At 69.2% G+C, this 17396-nt stretch carries 13 protein-coding genes; 9 read left to right on the top strand and 4 right to left on the bottom strand.

Annotation, left to right across the window (positions count from 1 at the left end; translation table 11 throughout):
• The first annotated feature begins 58 nt into the window (after positions 1–58).
• The 4 genes from ACWD02_RS37405 (at position 59) to ACWD02_RS37390 (ending at position 2345) form a co-directional block, all read left to right on the top strand.
• On the top strand, positions 59–376 hold the full coding sequence (locus ACWD02_RS37405; RefSeq protein ID WP_160506069.1) for a cupin domain-containing protein: 318 nt from the start codon (positions 59–61) through the stop codon (positions 374–376).
• A 191-nt stretch (positions 377–567) separates the two neighbouring features.
• Positions 568–789: a DUF5326 family protein gene (locus ACWD02_RS37400; RefSeq protein ID WP_451219606.1), complete on the top strand. Its 222-nt coding sequence runs from the start codon at positions 568–570 to the stop codon at positions 787–789.
• A 289-nt stretch (positions 790–1078) separates the two neighbouring features.
• Positions 1079–1804 (top strand): IclR family transcriptional regulator, encoded by a 726-nt coding sequence (locus tag ACWD02_RS37395; RefSeq protein ID WP_451219663.1) that lies wholly within the window; start codon positions 1079–1081, stop codon positions 1802–1804.
• Positions 1805–1907: 103 nt separating this feature from the next.
• Positions 1908–2345, top strand: a complete 438-nt coding sequence (locus tag ACWD02_RS37390; protein ID WP_451219603.1) for an SsgA family sporulation/cell division regulator — start codon at positions 1908–1910, stop codon at positions 2343–2345.
• A gap of 151 nt (positions 2346–2496) precedes the next feature.
• Here the strand turns inward: ACWD02_RS37390 and ACWD02_RS37385 are convergent, their stop codons facing one another.
• Entirely contained in the window at positions 2497–3936 is a 1440-nt protein-coding gene (locus ACWD02_RS37385; protein ID WP_451219600.1) for a YibE/F family protein, read from the bottom strand.
• Between the two features lie 219 nt (positions 3937–4155).
• Between ACWD02_RS37385 and thiC the strand changes: the two genes are divergently transcribed.
• A complete protein-coding gene (gene thiC, locus ACWD02_RS37380) occupies positions 4156–5937 on the top strand; it encodes a phosphomethylpyrimidine synthase ThiC (protein WP_451219597.1) in 1782 nt (593 codons plus the stop codon).
• 65 nt (positions 5938–6002) lie between these two features.
• Here the strand turns inward: thiC and ACWD02_RS37375 are convergent, their stop codons facing one another.
• The 3 genes from ACWD02_RS37375 to ACWD02_RS37365 all read right to left on the bottom strand — a co-directional run bounded on the left by ACWD02_RS37375 (position 6003) and on the right by ACWD02_RS37365 (position 9539).
• Complete coding sequence (locus ACWD02_RS37375) at positions 6003–6878, bottom strand: hypothetical protein (RefSeq protein ID WP_451219594.1); 876 nt, start codon at positions 6876–6878, stop codon at positions 6003–6005.
• Between the two features lie 181 nt (positions 6879–7059).
• On the bottom strand, positions 7060–8160 hold the full coding sequence (locus ACWD02_RS37370) for a metallophosphoesterase (protein ID WP_451219660.1): 1101 nt from the start codon (positions 8158–8160) through the stop codon (positions 7060–7062).
• Positions 8161–8417: 257 nt separating this feature from the next.
• On the bottom strand, positions 8418–9539 hold the full coding sequence (locus tag ACWD02_RS37365) for a LacI family DNA-binding transcriptional regulator (RefSeq protein ID WP_190082941.1): 1122 nt from the start codon (positions 9537–9539) through the stop codon (positions 8418–8420).
• 377 nt (positions 9540–9916) lie between these two features.
• Between ACWD02_RS37365 and hisC the strand changes: the two genes are divergently transcribed.
• From hisC to cydD, 4 genes are all read left to right on the top strand, one after another.
• Positions 9917–10996 carry a histidinol-phosphate transaminase gene (gene hisC / locus ACWD02_RS37360; RefSeq protein ID WP_451219591.1) on the top strand — a complete coding sequence of 360 codons (1080 nt, stop codon included), beginning with the start codon at positions 9917–9919 and terminating at the stop codon, positions 10994–10996.
• Positions 10997–11238: 242 nt separating this feature from the next.
• Entirely contained in the window at positions 11239–12777 is a 1539-nt protein-coding gene (locus tag ACWD02_RS37355) for a cytochrome ubiquinol oxidase subunit I (RefSeq protein ID WP_451219588.1), read from the top strand.
• 14 nt (positions 12778–12791) lie between these two features.
• A complete protein-coding gene (cydB, locus tag ACWD02_RS37350; RefSeq protein WP_451219585.1) occupies positions 12792–13796 on the top strand; it encodes a cytochrome d ubiquinol oxidase subunit II in 1005 nt (334 codons plus the stop codon).
• A gap of 67 nt (positions 13797–13863) precedes the next feature.
• A complete protein-coding gene (cydD, locus tag ACWD02_RS37345) occupies positions 13864–17394 on the top strand; it encodes a thiol reductant ABC exporter subunit CydD (RefSeq protein ID WP_451219582.1) in 3531 nt (1176 codons plus the stop codon).
• Positions 17395–17396 lie beyond the last annotated feature (2 nt).

Genomic DNA, 17396 nt, shown 5'->3' with positions numbered 1-17396 from the left:
GCAGACGGACGGCCAGAACGGCCGGTTCGCGGGCTGGGGCAAGGGGTGTACGAGGACGATGAAGGCATTCCGGCTGGATGAACTGGAGACGGAGCGCGCCGCGAACGACGGCGCGTATCTACAGTTTCTGCGCGAGCGGAACATGTCGGTCGGGCTGTACGCGCTCGACGCCGGAGAGTCCGATCCGCAGCAGCCTCACCAGCAGGACGAGGTGTACATGATCGTCAGTGGCCGGGCGTCGATCACGGTCGGCATGGAGACCACCCAGGTCGCGCGCGGCAGCGTGGTCTACGTGCCCGCCGGGGTGGCCCACAAGTTCCATCACATCAGCGAGGACCTGCGGGTGCTCGTCGTCTTCTCGCCGCCGGAGGGCTGATCGTCCCCCGCCGGCAGCCCTGTGGAGGGCTGGTCCTGTACGCCGCAGGGCTGACTTCTCGGGGCTGCGACCTCGGGGTTCCCTAGGGGGCGGATCAGGGGAGGACAAGGGATGCGAGGCCCCCGTCGGGCCCTCCGCCGCCCTAGCATCGAATGCAAGAAGCAGGACGTATGCGGAGAGAGGTAAGGACGATGGCTGCGCAGGAGATCTTCTCGGGATTGCCGTGGTGGGTGAAGTGGATCGCGGTGCCTGTCATCGCCCTGGTCGTGTTCGGCGGCGTGATAGCGAGCGTCGTGGGTTTCGTGGTCGGCCTGCTCTTCAAGGCGCTGCTTTTCGTCGCCCTGGTGGGTGGACTCATCTACGTCGTACGGAAGTTCATATCCGGCTCGACCTCTTCGCGCAGCGATTGGTGACTTCCCGCAACAGTTCGCTCGGGTGGGGGAAGTTTCCTGGTGCGGCGCCTTGGTCCGGCGGCCAGCGGTTAGAGTCCGAAAACCGACGCGGGGTGAGCCCCGCGTGCGGGCGCACTGCGCTCCCTCCCGTGTAGCCCCGGGCACGGGCGGAACCCCCACCCGTTTTCGGGAGTGAACCTTGGCCACGGTTGACGCCACACCCGCCGGCATCCCGTCCGACGACCCCTCGTACGCGGCGTCGTCGACCGGCCCGGCCTCAACTGCGGCCGCGCCGACCCTCATTGGCTCGGTGCAGCGGGCGATGCGCCTCCTGGAGGCCGCGTCCGCGCACCAGGAGGGGGCGCCCGCCAAACAGTTGGCACGGGAGGCCGGGCTAGCGCTTCCCACGGCGTATCACCTGCTGCGGACGCTGACGCACGAGGGCTATCTGAGCCGGGAGAAGGGCGTGTTCGTGCTCGGCGAGGCGGCCGAGCGGCTGAGTGCGAGCGGGGCACAGCAGAATCGTCGCGGCATGATCGGTGAGGCCCTGGAGCACTGGCGTGACGCCATCGGCGTGCCGGTCTACTTCGCCGTCTACCGCGAGGGCGAGATCGAGGTCGTGGCCGTCGCGGACACGCCGGGGAATCCCGCGGTGGAGGAATGGGCCGACTTCCGCGAGACCGGACACGCCCATGCGATCGGGCAATGTCTGCTCGCCCAACTCGACGACGAGCAGCGCCGGGACCACCTCTCGCGCTATCCGGTGCAGTCGATCACTCGATACTCCGTCCGTGACGACCGCACATTCATCCGCCGCCTGGACGCGATGGACCGGATGCGGCCCGTGGTGGAGCACCAGGAGTACGCGCTGGGGACGGTATGCGCCGCGATTCCGATCACAGCGGGTAACACGGCCGCGACGATGGCGATTTCAGTTCCGGCCTATCAGGCGGACCGTCTACTGCCTGCGGCCGAGCGTTTGCAGGGCGAGATCGGAAGGCTGCTAAGGACACTTGCTTTCTCTATCAGCATCTGAAAACTCACTCCTTGTGATCTGATGTGTACGTTAAGCAAGATGCCATGAGTGTCAGGGAGTTGGTTCCTGGCCAGTCGAGCTTTAGCGACGGGGTAGGCGGGCGATGCGCGAGTCGGTCCAGGCAGAGGTCATGATGAGCTTCCTAGTTTCCGAGGAGTTGTCGTTTCGCATCCCGGTGGAGCTGGGTTACGAGACCAGCGATCCTTACGCCGTCCGGTTGACCTTCCATCTCCCCGGGGACGCACCCGTCACCTGGGCCTTCGGTCGCGAGCTGCTGGTCGACGGGGTGGGCGGGGCGTGCGGAGACGGGGACGTGCACATCGCCCCCACCGATCCCGAGCTGCTCGACGAGGTGCTCATCCGGCTCCAGGTCGGCGCGGACCAGGCGCTGTTCCGGGTGGGGATTCCGCCGCTGCTCGCCTTCCTCGACCGGACGGACAAGCTGGTTCCGCTGGGGCAGGAGCGGGCGCTCGCCGACTTCGAGACACATCTGGACGAGGCGCTGGACCGGATCCTCGCCGAGGAGCAGAGCGCGGGCTGACCTCCGAGCTCAAGAGGCGCAGCCGTACGGCAGATTGGTGCATTTCATGGCATCAGCTGATACGGCCCGGAGCCTCGTCGCTCAGGTCTCGCCGCTCAAGCCCCGCTGCTCTAGCCTCGCCGCTCAGGCACCGCTGCTCAGCCCTCGTGGCTCAGGCCTTGCGGCGGCGGCCCTTTCCGCCGCGGCCCTGTTTGGGGGCGGGTGTGGCGCGGGTCGCGCCGTTTCCGTGCGCGTCGGCAGCGCCGGGGTGGACGGCTCCCGGGTGGCCCGTGGCTCCCGGGTGGTTCGCGCCTCCCGTCCGGCCTGTGAGGGCCGTACGGTCGGCCGAGACCACCAGGGCCGCGAGCGCCGTCGTCACCGGCACCGAGGCGACCAGGCCGATCGAGCCGACCAGGGTGCGCACGATCTCCTCGGCGACCAGTTCGCTGTTGGCCACCGTGCCCACGCTGCTCTGCGCGATGGAGAAGAGCAGCAGCAGGGGCAGCGCGGCGCCCGCGTAGGCCAGGACCAGGGTGTTGACGACCGAGGCGATGTGGTCGCGGCCGATGCGGATGGCGGCGCCGTACAGACCGCGCCAGCCCATCGTGGGATTGGCCTGATGCAGTTCCCAGACCGCGGACGTCTGCGTCACCGTCACGTCGTCGAGTACACCGAGGGAGCCGATGATGACGCCGGCGAGCAGCAGGCCGCTCATGTCGATGGACGGGTACAGGCCGTGGATCAGGCCGGTGTTGTCGTCCGTGTTGCCGGTCAGCGACGCCCAGCCGATGAAGAGCGAACCGAGCAGCCCGATCAGGAGCAGGGAGATCAGCGTGCCGAGCACCGCGACCGACGTACGCGCCGTCAGGCCGTGGCACAGATAGAGCGCGATCAGCATGATGGCGCTGGCCCCGATCACCGCCACGACCAGCGGGTTCGAGCCCTGCAGGATCGCGGGCAGGATGAAGAACGTGAGGACCAGGAAGCTCAACGCCAGCGCGACCAGGGCCATGACGCCGCGCAGCCGTCCCACCACCACGACGGCGAGCGCGAAGATCCCGGCGAGCAGCGCCATGGGGAACTTCCGGTTCACGTCGGTGACCGAGTACTGCAGCGCCTCGGGGGCCGTGGGCTCGTAGGCGACCACCACCTGCTGGCCCTGGCGCAACTGCCGCGGTGAGTCCGGCTGGACGATCTCGATGAAGGTGCGGCCCTTGTCCTTGCCGCTCGTCACCTCGATCGTCGCCTTCTTGCAGATGCCCTTCGCGCGGGACTCCGCGGACTGGCCCTCGGCGGTGGAGGTGTCGCCGTTGGGCGGGGTCTGCGAGGCGTTCACGTCCTTGCAGGGCAGCTCCTGCACCTTCGCCACGTCGGCCGACTGCGTCTGCCGGTCGAAGCCGACTCCGGTGCGCTCATGGCCCGGCGCGCCACCGGGCCACAGCACCACGAGGCCCACGAGCACCGCCGTGGCGAAAGGAATCAGCACGGCGGCGATGACCTTGCGCAGATGCTTCGACACCGGCGCGGCCGGACCATGGCTGTGGGAGTGCCCGTGCGGGTCCGGAGGACGGTTCGGGACGGGCGGCTGGGACGGCGGCTGTGTGGTGGTCACTGCCCGATCATCGCAAGAACGGAGAGGGCCCTCTGTTCAGCGCGCCCGACATGACGCTAGCGTGGAGCCACCTTTGCAATCGCGGGAGCTCGGAGCACCGGGCTGAGAGGGCGCTGACCTCCGTACGAATCGGCACAACACGTGCACGAACAGTACGGAATCCGCTGCGTCGACCGCCGAACCTGTTACCGGGTAATGCCGGCGTAGGGAGTAGGTCTCATGACCACATCGGACGCACGCACGCCTGCCTCGACGCAGAACCAGGGCGACGAGGCCGGGAAGTCCATCGGCTGGCACAAGGCGTATGTCGAGGGCTCGCGCCCCGACCTGCGGGTGCCGGTCCGCCAGGTGCACCTCACCAACGGCAAGGCCGTGACCCTGTACGACACTTCGGGTCCGTACACCGACGAGTCCATCGACACCGACGTCCGCAGGGGCCTCGCCCCGCTGCGCGAGAACTGGATCATCGCCCGCGGCGACACCGAGGAGTACGTGGGCCGCCCGCCCCGTCCCGAGGACGACGGCATCAAGCACACCTCGCCGCGCGGCGGTCTGAAGAACCTCGACGCGGTCTTCCCCGGCCGCCCGCGCCAGCCGCGCCGCGGCCGCGGGGGCCAGGCGGTGACGCAGCTCGCGTACGCCCGCCGTGGCGAGATCACGCCCGAGATGGAGTTCATCGGGATCCGCGAGAACCTCGACCCGGAGGTCGTGCGCGCGGAGGTCGCCGCGGGCCGCGCGGTCATCCCCGCGAACGTCAACCACCCGGAGATCGAGCCGATGATCATCGGCAAGAAGTTCCTGGTGAAGGTCAACGCCAACATCGGCAACTCCGCGGTGACCTCCTCCATCGAGGAGGAGGTGGACAAGATGACCTGGGCGACCAAGTGGGGCGCCGACACGGTCATGGACCTGTCCACCGGGCGCAACATCCACACCACCCGCGAGTGGGTCCTGCGCAACTCCCCCGTGCCCATCGGCACCGTGCCGCTCTACCAGGCCCTGGAGAAGGTCGACGGCCAGGCCGAGGCGCTGACCTGGGAGATCTACAAGGACACGGTCATCGAGCAGGCCGAACAGGGCGTGGACTACATGACGGTGCACGCGGGCGTGCGCCTTCCGTACGTCCCGCTGACCGCCAACCGCAAGACCGGCATCGTCTCGCGCGGCGGCTCGATCATGGCGGCCTGGTGTCTCGCGCACCACAAGGAGAGCTTCCTCTACGAGAACTTCGCGGAGCTCTGCGAGATCCTCGCGTCGTACGACGTGACGTACTCGCTCGGCGACGGCCTGCGCCCCGGTTCGATCGCGGACGCCAACGACGAGGCGCAGTTCGCCGAGTTGCGCACCCTCGGGGAACTCAACACGATCGCCAAGCGTCATAACGTACAGACCATGATCGAGGGCCCGGGACACGTCCCGATGCACAAGATCAAGGAGAACATCGACCTTCAGCAGGAGATCTGCGAGGAGGCGCCGTTCTACACGCTCGGCCCGCTGACCACCGACATCGCGCCCGCGTACGACCACATCACCTCCGGCATCGGCGCCGCGATGATCGGCTGGTGGGGTACGGCGATGCTCTGCTACGTCACGCCCAAGGAGCACCTGGGCCTGCCCAACCGGGACGACGTGAAGACCGGCGTCATCACGTACAAGATCGCGGCCCACGCGGCGGACCTCGCCAAGGGGCACCCGGGCGCGCAGGACTGGGACGACGCGCTCTCGGACGCCCGCTTCGAGTTCCGCTGGGAGGACCAGTTCAACCTGGCCCTCGACCCGGTCACGGCGCGGGAGTTCCACGACGAGACGCTGCCGGCGGAGCCCGCGAAGACGGCGCATTTCTGCTCGATGTGCGGGCCGAAGTTCTGCAGCATGAAGATCTCGCACGACATCCGGCGTGAGCACGGCGGCACGCAGGACGAGATCGAGGCGGGCATGGACCAGAAGTCCAAGGAGTTCGCGGCGGCCGGAAACCGCGTGTATCTCCCGATCGCCGACTGACCGGCGTCATGGCGTGACGCTTCGGACGGACGGTCACCACCGTCCGCCCGAAGCCGCGTCGCGTCCTACTCCGGCTTGTGGTCGGGGCCGCCGAAGTCCGGGCTCGAGAAGTCCGGACTTGAGAAGCTCGGGCGCGGTCCCGCCGCCGGGCCGCCCTCCGGGCTGCTGAACCCCGGCCTGTTGTAGCCGAGTTGCGGCATGCGGCTGCCCGGGTCCGACGACGGCGTACGCGTCGCGTGTGCCGCCCCCGGGTCCGCGAGCGCCTCCCGCAGGAACGGCAGGACGCCGCGCTCCATCAGTGCCTCGCCCCAGGCTTCCCTGGCGCGAACCACCTCCTCGTTCCGTTCTCCGTGCGCACCGGCCTGGAGCGACGTGGCGCCGTTTCGCAGGGCGGTCAGGAGCAGACCGATCGCGGCGATCAGGATGCCCCCTGCGGTGAGCGCGCCGAACAGCCACCCCGCGGTGAGCAGGGTTTCCGCGAAGGCGGGCTCGGGGTTGAGCATCTTCAGGATGTAGCCGACGAGCAGGAAGATCGCGGCGGCCGCCCCGGCGAGGACCGGTGCGAGCACCGCGACGACGGCGATGGCCCCCGCCCCCGAAGCCTGGGTGGTGACCTCCCCCATCGTCGTGGCGAGACCGAGGCCTCCGGAGCCGGCTTCCGCCGGACCCTCGGAGCTCCGCTCCCTGATGGATGGTGCGGCAGATCCGCTTTCGCGCAGTTCCTCGCGGACCTTCACATAGTGGGTGTACTCGGTCGTGGCGGCGGCAGTGATCAGCGCAGTGGCGTTCAGGGCCATGGTGCGCAGCTGCTCGGGATTGAGCCGCTCGCCCACTGCGGCGAGATCAGGACGATTCGGTGCCGTGCGCAGCGCCTCATCGAGGATCCGCTCGTACTCGGGGCGGTCCTCATTGAGCAGGTGTGGAGCGCTGTTCATGTGCATCCCCCGATGCTCCGTAGGGCTTGGGGCTCGCATGGGTGCGAGCCGTCGGGCAGAAACGGAGGGGAGCCTGCTACGGATAAGCCGATGGTAGAGCCGTGAAGGCACGCGGTGACAGGGGGTTTCCAGAAATAGACCCCCTGGCCAGCGTGATCCTGTACTGGTGCGCCTGCCCGGCGAACGCTCAGTTATCCAGGGGCAGTTGGCAGACCAGCAGTTTTCCGGCCATGGTCACGCCGCCGTCCATGGCGATGGCCAGGCCGCCTGCGTAGATGTGTGGTCCCTCGATGACGGGTCCGCCGCCGTCCGAGTCATCCTCCGAGCCGACATCGCCGAGCAGATACGGGATGGGGCTGTGGCCATGCACGATGCGGTGGCCGCCGTACATGTCGAGGAGTTCGCGTACGGCGGAGGGGCCCGACTCGTCGCGGAAGGCGAAGCGCTTGGTGAACTTCCTGAAGAGGTCCCAGCACTCGTCGGCGTCGTTGCGCGTGAGGGTCTCGCGGACCGTGTCGTTCACGGCCTCGATCGAGTCGCCGTAATCCAGATAGGCGGTTGTGTCGGAGTGCATCAGGAGATGGCCGTCCTCCGACTCGATCGCGTCGAGGCGCGCCATCCACTGCAGATGGTGGTCCTCGAGGCGTTCCATGTCGGTCTTCTGACCGCCGTTCAGGAGCCAGGCGGCCTGGAAGGTAGCCGTCCCGGCCCCCGAGTTGACCGGGGTGTCGCCGAACCGCTTCGCGCCGAGCAGGAGCAGCTCGTGGTTGCCCATGAGCGCCTTGCAGTAGCCGCCCGCGGCCGCCGCCTGCGCCGACAGGCGCATCACGAGGTCGATGACACCGATGCCGTCGGGGCCGCGGTCGGTGAAGTCGCCGAGGAACCACAGGCGTGCGTTGCCCGCGGCCCAGTCGCCTTCGGCGTCGATGAGGCCCTGCTCCTGGAGCGCGGCGAGCAGCTCGTCCAGATAGCCGTGCACATCGCCCACCACGAACAGCGGGCCGTGTTCGTCGGACGCCGGCGCCTGCGGAGGCTCGGGCATGGCCTGCACCTCCACTTGCACGGTGTCTGTGCGGTTGATGACGGGCAGGTCGCGCTGGGTGGGGGTGTAGCCCTCATCCAGCGACCCGGGGGCCTCCCCGGGGGCGCCCGGAACCGCCACGCCCGCCGGGTCCCCCTGGACCGGACCGGTCTCGTGGACGTACGCCGGAACGCGGAAGTCGCGCAACGTCGCCGTCCGCACATCGGGTCCCTGACCGGCCCCCTGAGTCATCGACCCCTCCACCACCATTGCGCCGCATCTGCACCGAGATCGGACTGCCTGGTCGCAGCGGCCCGCGGTGTCGTCCGCCCATCATAGGAATGCGGCTCGCGCTGTGTGGTGCACCAGGGGTGGTGAATCAGTGCTGAACCCCAGTTCACCGAGGTTTTCTCCCGAATTGGGTAGGGGTTTCCCCCCAGGCCACGGCCGGGATGCGCCAGGCAGTGTTGGTTGACGGCCGGACGAGGGCCGGTTGACGGGGTTCTCCCCGCCGGGCGGCCCGCTCAACCGGGTCCCGGTGAGCGGGGTGGGCTGACCGTCGTACGCGGTGGACGTCGCTCGGACGAGGTGCGCACGATCAGCTCCGTCGGTATCACCTGTTCGACGGGCCGGCCCGAATCCAGACCTTCGATGGCGTCGATGAGGAGCTGGACGACGGCCGTGCCGATGCGCCGGGGTTTGAGCGAGAGCGTGGTGATGGGTGGTTCGGTGGTGGCGTAGACGGTGGACTCGCTGCAGCACACCAACAGCAGGTCGTCCGGGACTCGCAGTCCGTACCGGCGGGCGGCCGCGAGGAGATCGGTGCCGTTCGGGTCGAAGAGGCCGTACACGGCGTCGGGGCGGTCGGGCCGGGCGAGCAGCCGGTCGGCCGCGACCGCGCCGGCACACGGGTCGTGGGCCGGGTAGGACTCGTAGACCGGGTCCTGTCCGACGCGCTCGCACCAGCGCAGATAGGCGGTGGTGGACAGATGGGTGTACGTGTCCGTGGTGGTCCCGGTGAGCAGCCCGATCCGGCGGGCTCCGGCCGCCGCGAGGTGGTCGAGGATCTCAAGGACCGCCGCTTCGTGGTCGTTGTCGACCCAGGCGGTGACCGGGAGGGACCCGGCAGGACGGCCGTCGGACACGACGGGTAGGCCCTGGCGCACCAGTTCGCTGACGACGGGGTCGTGGTCGGACGGATCGACGACGACGGTGCCGTCGAGCGCGACGTTCGACCACACGTCGACCGGGCTGCGCCGGGAGGTGGCGGGCAGGATGACAAGGGCGTAGCCGCGGGCCAGCGCGGCCGAGGTCGCGGCTCTGGCCATCTCCGCGAAGTACGCGAATTCGGTGAAGGTGAAAGGTTCATCCCCGTAGGTCGTCACGGTCAGGCCGATGAGGCCCGACTTGCCGGTACGGAGCGTTCGGGCCGCCGCGGAAGGGCGATAGCCCAGCCGTTCGGCGACCTCGCGGACATGGCGTCGGGTGGCGTCCGGGAGCCGGCCCTTGCCGTTGAGAGCATCGGAGACAGTCGTGATGGAGACACCGGCTGCTGCGGCGACGTCTCTGATGCCCGCTCGGCTCTGCCGGTTGCCCCGGCGGGCGGTCTCCGCTCGGCTCACCTGGTGGTTCCCTGCTGCTGTCATGGCGAGCCGATAGTAGGGCTCATGGGGGTGGGTAGTGCGGACGCATATTCACTCGTTGACAGGCACGTTTCTGCATGATCAAAGTGGGTCAACACCCTTGGATTCCATGGGAGTTGGCTTCACTTGGGGTGGACGGTCCCTTGTCCCCGCGCACAGGCCTGCCAAATGGGCGATGTCTCGAAGAGGTCTCAACTCACCTTCACGGGTGATGCGCGCCACGGAGTGAGCCACGGGCGCGCGCTGGGGAAGGGAGCGCTCCCCCCTCGTTGTGCGCCCGGAGGAGTGGATACCGCTGACCCATTCGCAGCAGAGCTGAATCCTCATAAGGTGAGGAGTATTGAAGTCAGGGTGTTCAGGTGTTCAAGAGGAGGACTGCGGTGAGCGAGACGAGCCCGAGGCTGCGTGCCGAGCTGGAGGGTATCCCCACCTACAAGCCGGGGAAGCCCGCCGCGGCCGATGGTCCGGTGGCCTACAAGCTGTCCTCGAACGAGAACCCCTACCCGCCCCTGCCGGGCGTCATGGAGAGCGCGCTGGCCGCCGCGGGCGCGTTCAACCGCTACCCCGACATGGCGTGCACGAGCCTGATGAGCGAGATCGCCGAGCGCTTCGGGGTGCCGGTGTCCCACGTGGCGACGGGCACCGGTTCCGTCGGTGTCGCGCAGCAGCTGATCCAGGCCACGTCCGGCCCGGGGGACGAGGTCATCTACGCCTGGCGGTCCTTCGAGGCGTACCCGATCATCACGCAGGTGAGCGGGGCCACGTCGGTCAAGGTGCCGCTGACACCGGGGGACGTCCACGACCTGGACGCGATGGCCGAAGCCATTACCGACCGGACGCGGTTGATCTTCGTCTGCAACCCGAACAACCCGACCGGCACCGTGGTCCGCAGGGCCGAGCTGGAACGATTCCTCGACCGGGTGCCCAGCGATGTCCTTGTCGTCCTCGACGAGGCCTACCGCGAGTTCATCCGCGACCCCGAGGTGCCGGACGGCGTCGAGATCTACCGCGAGCGTCCGAACGTCGCCGTGCTGCGTACGTTCTCCAAGGCGTACGGACTCGCGGGGCTGCGCGTCGGCTTCGCGATCGCCCATGAGCCGGTGGCGGCCGCCCTGCGCAAGACGGCGGTGCCCTTCGGGGTGAGCCAGCTCGCGCAGGACGCGGCGGTGGCCTCGCTGCGGGCCGAGGACGAGCTGATGGGCCGCGTCGGCTCGCTGGTCGCCGAGCGCGCGCGGGTGGTGGAGACGCTGCGGGGGCAGGGCTGGACGGTGCCCGAGACGCAGGCGAACTTCGTGTGGCTGCGGCTCGGGGAGCGTACGACCGACTTCGCGGCGGCGTGCGAGAAGGCCGGCGTGGTGGTGCGGCCGTTCGCGGGCGAGGGGATGCGGGCCACGATCGGGGAGACCGAGGCCAACGACATCTTCCTGCAGGCGGCGGAGGCGTTCCGCAAGGAGCTGTAGCCGCCGGCGATGTTGCGGCGTAAGGGCCCCAGGGTGTTCACCCCGGGGCCCTTACGCATGTCCGCCCTGGCGATTCGCGTGTTCCCGCCCGGTAAAGGGACCCCCCTTCACGTGCCGACAGCCAGTACGACATAATGCTTGTGAATGTGAACGCGTTCACAAGCGTGTCCCGGTTCCTCCGAAGATCAGAGGGATTAAAGGGGCAAACCGTCGAGTGATCACGGACGTAAGGAGAAGTCGACGTGGACCTGGCTCTGGCGCCGGAGACCCTGGCGCGATGGCAGTTCGGCATCACCACCGTCTACCACTTCCTGTTCGTCCCGCTGACGATCTCTCTGGCCGCCCTCACGGCGATCCTGGAGACGGCCTGGGTGCGCACGGGCAAGGAGCACTACCTCAGGGCGACCAAGTTCTGGGGAAAGCTGTTCCTGATCAACATCGCGATGGGCGTCGTCACCGGCATCGTCCAGGAGTTCCAGTTCGGCATGAACTGGTCCGACTACTCGCGCTTCGTCGGTGACGTCTTCGGGGCGCCGCTCGCCTTCGAGGCCCTCATCGCGTTCTTCTTCGAGTCGACCTTCATCGGCCTGTGGATCTTCGGCTGGGACAAGCTGCCGAAGAAGCTGCACTGCGCCACGATCTGGATCGTCTCCGTCGGAACCATCCTGTCGGCGTACTTCATCATCGCGGCCAACGCCTTTATGCAGCACCCGGTCGGCTACAAGATCGTGGAGCGGGACGGCACCAAGCGTGCGGAGCTCACCGACTTCGCGAAGGTGCTCTTCCAGGAGACGACGCTGGTCAACTTCTTCCACGTCATATCGGCGGCCGTCCTGGTCGGCGGAGCCTTCATGACCGGCATCGCGATCTTCCACCTCCGTAAGAAGCAGCACATCCGCACGATGCGGATGTCGATGCGGCTCGGCCTGGTCACCGCGTTCGTCGGCACCCTGCTCACCGTGGTCAGCGCCGACACCCTCGGCAAGGTCATGTACGAGCAGCAGCCGATGAAGATGTCGGCGGCCGAGGCGCTGTGGGAGACGGAGAAGCCGGCGCCCTTCTCGCTCTTCGCGTACGGCGATGTCTCCGAGGGCCACAACAAGGTCGCCATCGAGGTCCCCGGGGTCCTGTCCTTCCTGGCCAAGAACAACTTCAGCGCCGAGATCCCCGGCATCAACGACCTCAACAAGGAGGCGCAGGAGAAGTACGGGCCCGGCGATTACCGGCCCAACATCCCCACCGCCTACTGGTCCTACCGCTGGATGATCGGCTTCGGCGGGGTCTCGATGGCCCTGTGCACCGCCGGCCTCTGGCTCACGCGGAAGAAGTTCTGGCTCGCTCCGGAGCACCGCACGGGCGCGGACGACGTGCCCAAGCTGATGCTCACCAAGAACAGGGAGCTGACGCCCAAGCTCGGCAACTGGTGGTGGCGGCTCTCGCAGTGGACGCTGATCTTCCCCCTCATCGGCACGGCCTGGGGCTGGATCTTCACCGAGACCGGGCGGCAGCCCTGGGTGGTCTACGGAGTCCTGAAGACCCAGGACGCGGTCTCGCCGGGGGTCTCGCAGGGTGAGGTGATTACCTCGCTGGTCGTGTTCACCGCGATCTACGCGATCCTCGCCGTGATCGAGGTGAAGCTGCTGCTCAAGTACATCAAGGCGGGTCCGCCCGAGCTCACCGAGGCCGACCTCAACCCGCCCACCAAGATCGGCGGCCCCGGCCCGGGATCGGGTTCCGATGACGACGCCGACGCCGACCGGCCCATGGCCTTCTCGTACTGAGGGAGTTGATCGACATGGAACTTCACGACGTCTGGTTCGTGCTGATCGCAGTCCTGTGGATCGGCTATTTCTTCCTGGAGGGCTTCGACTTCGGGATCGGCATCCTCACCAAGCTCCTCGCCCGTGACCGGACCGAGAAGCGGGTCCTCATCAACACCATCGGGCCCGTCTGGGACGGCAACGAGGTGTGGCTGCTCACGGCGGGCGGCGCGACCTTCGCCGCCTTCCCCGAGTGGTACGCGACGCTCTTCTCGGGCTTCTACCTGCCGCTCCTGATCATCCTGCTCTGCCTGATCGTGCGGGGTGTCGCCTTCGAGTACCGGGCCAAGCGGCCCGAGGAGAAGTGGCAGCGCAACTGGGAGCAGGCCATCTTCTGGACCTCGCTGATCCCGGCGGTGATGTGGGGCGTGGCCTTCGCCAACATCACGCGCGGCGTGAAGATCGACGCCCACAAGGAGTACGTGGGCAACTTCTGGGACCTGCTGAACCCGTACGGCATCCTGGGCGGCCTGGTCACCCTGACGCTGTTCACCTTCCACGGCGCGGTCTTCGCCTCGCTCAAGACGGTGGGGGACATCCGGATGCGGGCGCGGAAGCTGGCGCTCGGGCTCGGCCTGGTGACCGCTGTCCTGGCGCTCGGTTTCCTGCTCTGGACGCAGGCGGACAACGGCGACGGCAAGAGCCTGGTCGCGATGGTCGTGGCCGTGGTCGCGCTGGTCGGTGCCATCGGGGCGATCAAGATGGGGCGCGAGGGCTGGTCGTTCGCGCTGTCGGGCATCACGATCGCGGCCGCCGTCGCGATGCTCTTCCTGACGCTCTTCCCGAATGTCATGCCGTCGTCGCTGAACGAGGAGTGGAGCCTCACGGTCACCAACGCCTCGTCGAGCCCCTACACCCTGAAGATCATGACCTGGTGCGCGGGCATCGCGACGCCGATCGTGCTGCTCTACCAGTCGTGGACCTACTGGGTGTTCCGCAAGCGGATCGGTACGCAGCACATCGCGGATGCCGCCCACTGAGTGCTTGTTCCTTGATCCCTGAGTTCTTCGGCAGTCTTCTTCCGGTCCCTCGGAGGGTGTGTTTCACGTGAAACCAATCGACCCGCGTCTGCTCCGGTACGCCCGCGCCACTCGGTTCTTCCTGGCCGCGGTGGTGGCCCTCGGCGTTGCCGGGGCGGGCCTGGTCGTCGCCCAGGCGATGCTCATCGCCGAAATCGTGGTCGGAGCCTTCCAGAAGGGACTCGCCCTCGATGACCTGCGGACGCCGATCATTCTTCTCGTGGTCGTCGCGGCGGGGCGGGCGTTCGTCGCCTGGCTGACCGAGCTCGCCGCTCACCGGGCGAGCGCCGCGGTGAAGTCGGAGCTGCGGGGGCGGCTCCTCGACCGGGCGGGGCAGTTGGGTCCCGGCTGGCTGAGCGGGCAGCGGACGGGTTCGCTCGTGTCGCTGGCCACGCGAGGCGTGGACGCACTCGACGACTACTTCTCGCGCTATCTGCCGCAGCTGGGGCTCGCGGTGGTGGTGCCGGTGGCGGTGCTTGCCCGGATCGTCACCGAGGACTGGGTGTCGGCGGCGATCATCGTCGTGACGCTGCCGTTGATCCCGATCTTCATGATCCTGATCGGCATGGCGACCCAGAACCGGATGGACCGTCAGTGGCGGCTCCTCTCCCGCCTGTCGGGGCACTTCCTGGACGTGGTGGCGGGACTGCCGACTCTGAAGGTGTTCGGGCGCGCGAAGGCGCAGGCCGAGTCGATCCGGCAGATCACGGGTGAGTACCGGCAGGCGACGATGCGTACGTTGCGCATCGCCTTCCTGTCGTCGTTCGCGCTCGAACTCCTCGCGACCCTCTCGGTGGCGCTGGTCGCCGTGACCACCGGGATGCGGCTCGTCCACGGCGACATGGATCTGTACGTGGGTCTGGTGATCCTGATCCTCGCGCCCGAGGCCTATCTGCCGCTGCGCCAGGTCGGGGCGCAGTACCACGCGGCGGCGGAGGGGCTCTCCGCCGCCGAGGAGATCTTCGAGGTCCTCGAGGCTCCCGTACGGGTCGCGGGGAAAGCGGCCGCGCCTTCGGGGACGTTGAGCGTGGAGGGCGTGACGGTCCGGTATCCGGGGCGGTCCTCGGACGCGGTCTCCGGGGTGTCGTTCGCGGTGGAGCCCGGTGAGACCGTGGCTCTGGTCGGGCCCAGCGGGGTGGGCAAGTCGACGCTGCTCGACGTGGTCCTCGGCTTCGTCGAGCCGGCCGAGGGGCGGGTGCGCGTCGGGGGCGTCGACCTGGCCGAGGTCGCACCGGAGCTGTGGCGGGAGCGGATCGCCTGGGTCCCGCAGCGGCCGCACCTGTACGCCGGGTCCATCGCGGAGAACGTACGCCTTGCGCGGCCGGATGCGGATGACGCCTCCGTGCGGGACGCGTTGGAGTCGGCGGGGGCCTGGGAGTTCGTGTCGGCGCTGCCGGGTGGCATGGAGACGCCGCTCGGCGAGGACGGCGCGGGGCTGTCGGCCGGGCAGCGGCAGCGGCTCGCCCTGGCGCGGGCGTTCCTGGCCGACCGTCCCGTGGTCCTGCTGGATGAGCCGACGGCCGCCCTGGACGGGGAGACCGAGGCCGGGGTCGTCGAGGCGGTGCGGCGGCTGGCCGTGGGGCGGACCGTGCTGCTCGTCGTGCACCGGCCGGCGTTGCTGGCGGTGGCGGACCGGGTCGTACGGCTCGGCGCCCCCCGGCAGTGCGGGCCGGACGGGGCGGCGCTTCCGGGGGCTGCGGTGGACGCTGGGGTGGGTGACGGGTCCTCGGGGCAGTCGGATGCGTCTTTGAGGCACCCGGAGGTGCAAGAGGCGCCGGTGGACGTGCAGGGGAGCCCCCGGCCTAAGGGCGACGTTCTCGCCCGGGTGCGGGATGCCGCGCAGGCACGCAAGGGCAAGCTCGCGCTCGCCCTGCTTCTGGGCGCTCTGGCGATCGGCAGCTCCGTGGGGCTGATGGCCACCTCCGGGTACCTGATCAGCAGGGCGTCGGAGCAGCCGCCGGTGATGTACCTGATGATCGCCGTGACGGCGACCCGCGCCTTCGGCCTGGGCCGTGCCGTCTTCCGCTACGCGGAGCGCCTCGTCTCGCACGACGCGGTCCTGCGGATGCTGGCCGACACCCGCGTGGCCGTCTACCGCCGCCTTGAGCGCCTCGCCCCGGCCGGGCTCAGGAAGACCCGCCGCGGCGACCTGCTCTCCCGCCTGGTCGCCGACGTGGACGCCTTGCAGGACTACTGGCTGCGCTGGCTGCTGCCCGCGTCGGCCGCCGCGGTGGTGGGTGCCGGAGCGGTCGGCTTCACCGCCTGGCTGCTGCCCGAGGCCGGTGCCGTCCTCGCCGCCGGTCTGCTCCTCGCCGGGGTGGGCGTACCGCTGCTCTCCGGAGCCGTCGCCCGCCGGGCGGAGCGCAAGCTCGCCCCCGCGCGCGGGGCGCTGGCCACCCGCGTGGCCGATCTGCTCACCGGCACCGCCGAGTTGACGGTCGCGGGCGCGCTGACCCGGCGCACGGCCAAGGCGAAGGAGGCTGACGCCGAGCTGACCCGGATCGCGTCACGTACCGCCACGGCCACCGCGCTCGGCGACGGGCTCGGCGCGCTCGCCACCGGGCTCACCGTGACCGCCGCCGCTGTCGTCGGCGTACAGGCGCTGCACGACGGCCGGCTCAGTGGCGTCGCGCTCGCCGTGGTCATCCTGACCCCGCTCGCCGCCTTCGAGGCCGTGCTGGGGCTGCCGCTCGCCGTGCAGTACCGCCAGCGCGTCAGGAGGAGCGCCGAGCGGGTCTACGAGGTCCTCGACGCCCCCGAGCCCGTACCCGAGCCCGCCGAGCCCGCACAGCGCCCGCAGACGCCCTTCCCGCTCCGTGTCGAGGGGCTGCACGCCCGGTACGAGGGGCAGGACCGTGACGCGCTCGCGGGCGTCGGCCTGACCCTGGAACGCGGGCGGCGCATCGCGGTGGTCGGCCCCTCGGGTTCCGGCAAGACGACGCTCGCGCAGGTGCTGTTGCGCTTCCTCGGGGCGAGCGAGGGGACGTACAGCCTGGGCGGCACGGATGCGGCCACGCTGGACGGCGACACCGTGCGTGAACTCGTCGGGCTGTGCGCGCAGGACGCGCACATCTTCGACAGCTCCGTACGCGAGAACCTGCTCATCGCGCGGAAGGGTGCCACCGACGAGGAGCTGCGCGGCGCCCTCGAGCGGGCCCGGCTGCGGGAGTGGACCGACTCGCTCCCGGAGGGGCTCGACACCCTGGTCGGGGAGCACGGGGCCCGTCTCTCCGGGGGCCAGCGCCAGCGCATCGCCCTGGCCCGCGCGCTGCTCGCCGACTTCCCCGTCCTCGTCCTCGACGAGCCGGCCGAACATCTCGACCTGCCGACCGCCGACGCCCTCACCGACGATCTCCTCGCCGCCACCGAGGGCCGTACGACGCTGCTCATCACGCACCGGCTCGCCGGGCTCGACGCGGTGGACGAGGTGATCGTCCTGGACGCGGGGCAGGTGGTGCAGCGCGGTGCGTACGCGGACCTCGTCCTCGTGGACGGGCCGCTGCGGCGCATGCTGGAACGGGAGCGGGCAGCCGACCTGCTGATGACGGCCGCCGGATAGGG

This window comes from Streptomyces sp. NPDC002853, from assembly GCF_053591915.1.
The sequence above is the reverse complement of the archived record's forward strand: the minus strand, read 5'-3'. Positions and strand labels throughout refer to the sequence as shown.

Bases quoted from the DNA above. Each gene is read 5' to 3' on its own strand.
- ACWD02_RS37375 (WP_451219594.1), bottom strand. From the start codon at position 6,878: ATGCACATGAACAGCGCTCCACACCTGCTCAATGAGGACCGCCCCGAG.
- ACWD02_RS37365 (WP_190082941.1), bottom strand. From the start codon at position 9,539: ATGACAGCAGCAGGGAACCACCAGGTGAGCCGAGCGGAGACCGCCCGC.
- ACWD02_RS37405 (WP_160506069.1), top strand. From the start codon at position 59: ATGAAGGCATTCCGGCTGGATGAACTGGAGACGGAGCGCGCCGCGAAC.
- ACWD02_RS37390 (WP_451219603.1), top strand. From the start codon at position 1,908: ATGCGCGAGTCGGTCCAGGCAGAGGTCATGATGAGCTTCCTAGTTTCC.
- thiC (WP_451219597.1), top strand. From the start codon at position 4,156: ATGACCACATCGGACGCACGCACGCCTGCCTCGACGCAGAACCAGGGC.
- cydB (WP_451219585.1), top strand. From the start codon at position 12,792: ATGGAACTTCACGACGTCTGGTTCGTGCTGATCGCAGTCCTGTGGATC.
- ACWD02_RS37400 (WP_451219606.1), top strand. From the start codon at position 568: ATGGCTGCGCAGGAGATCTTCTCGGGATTGCCGTGGTGGGTGAAGTGG.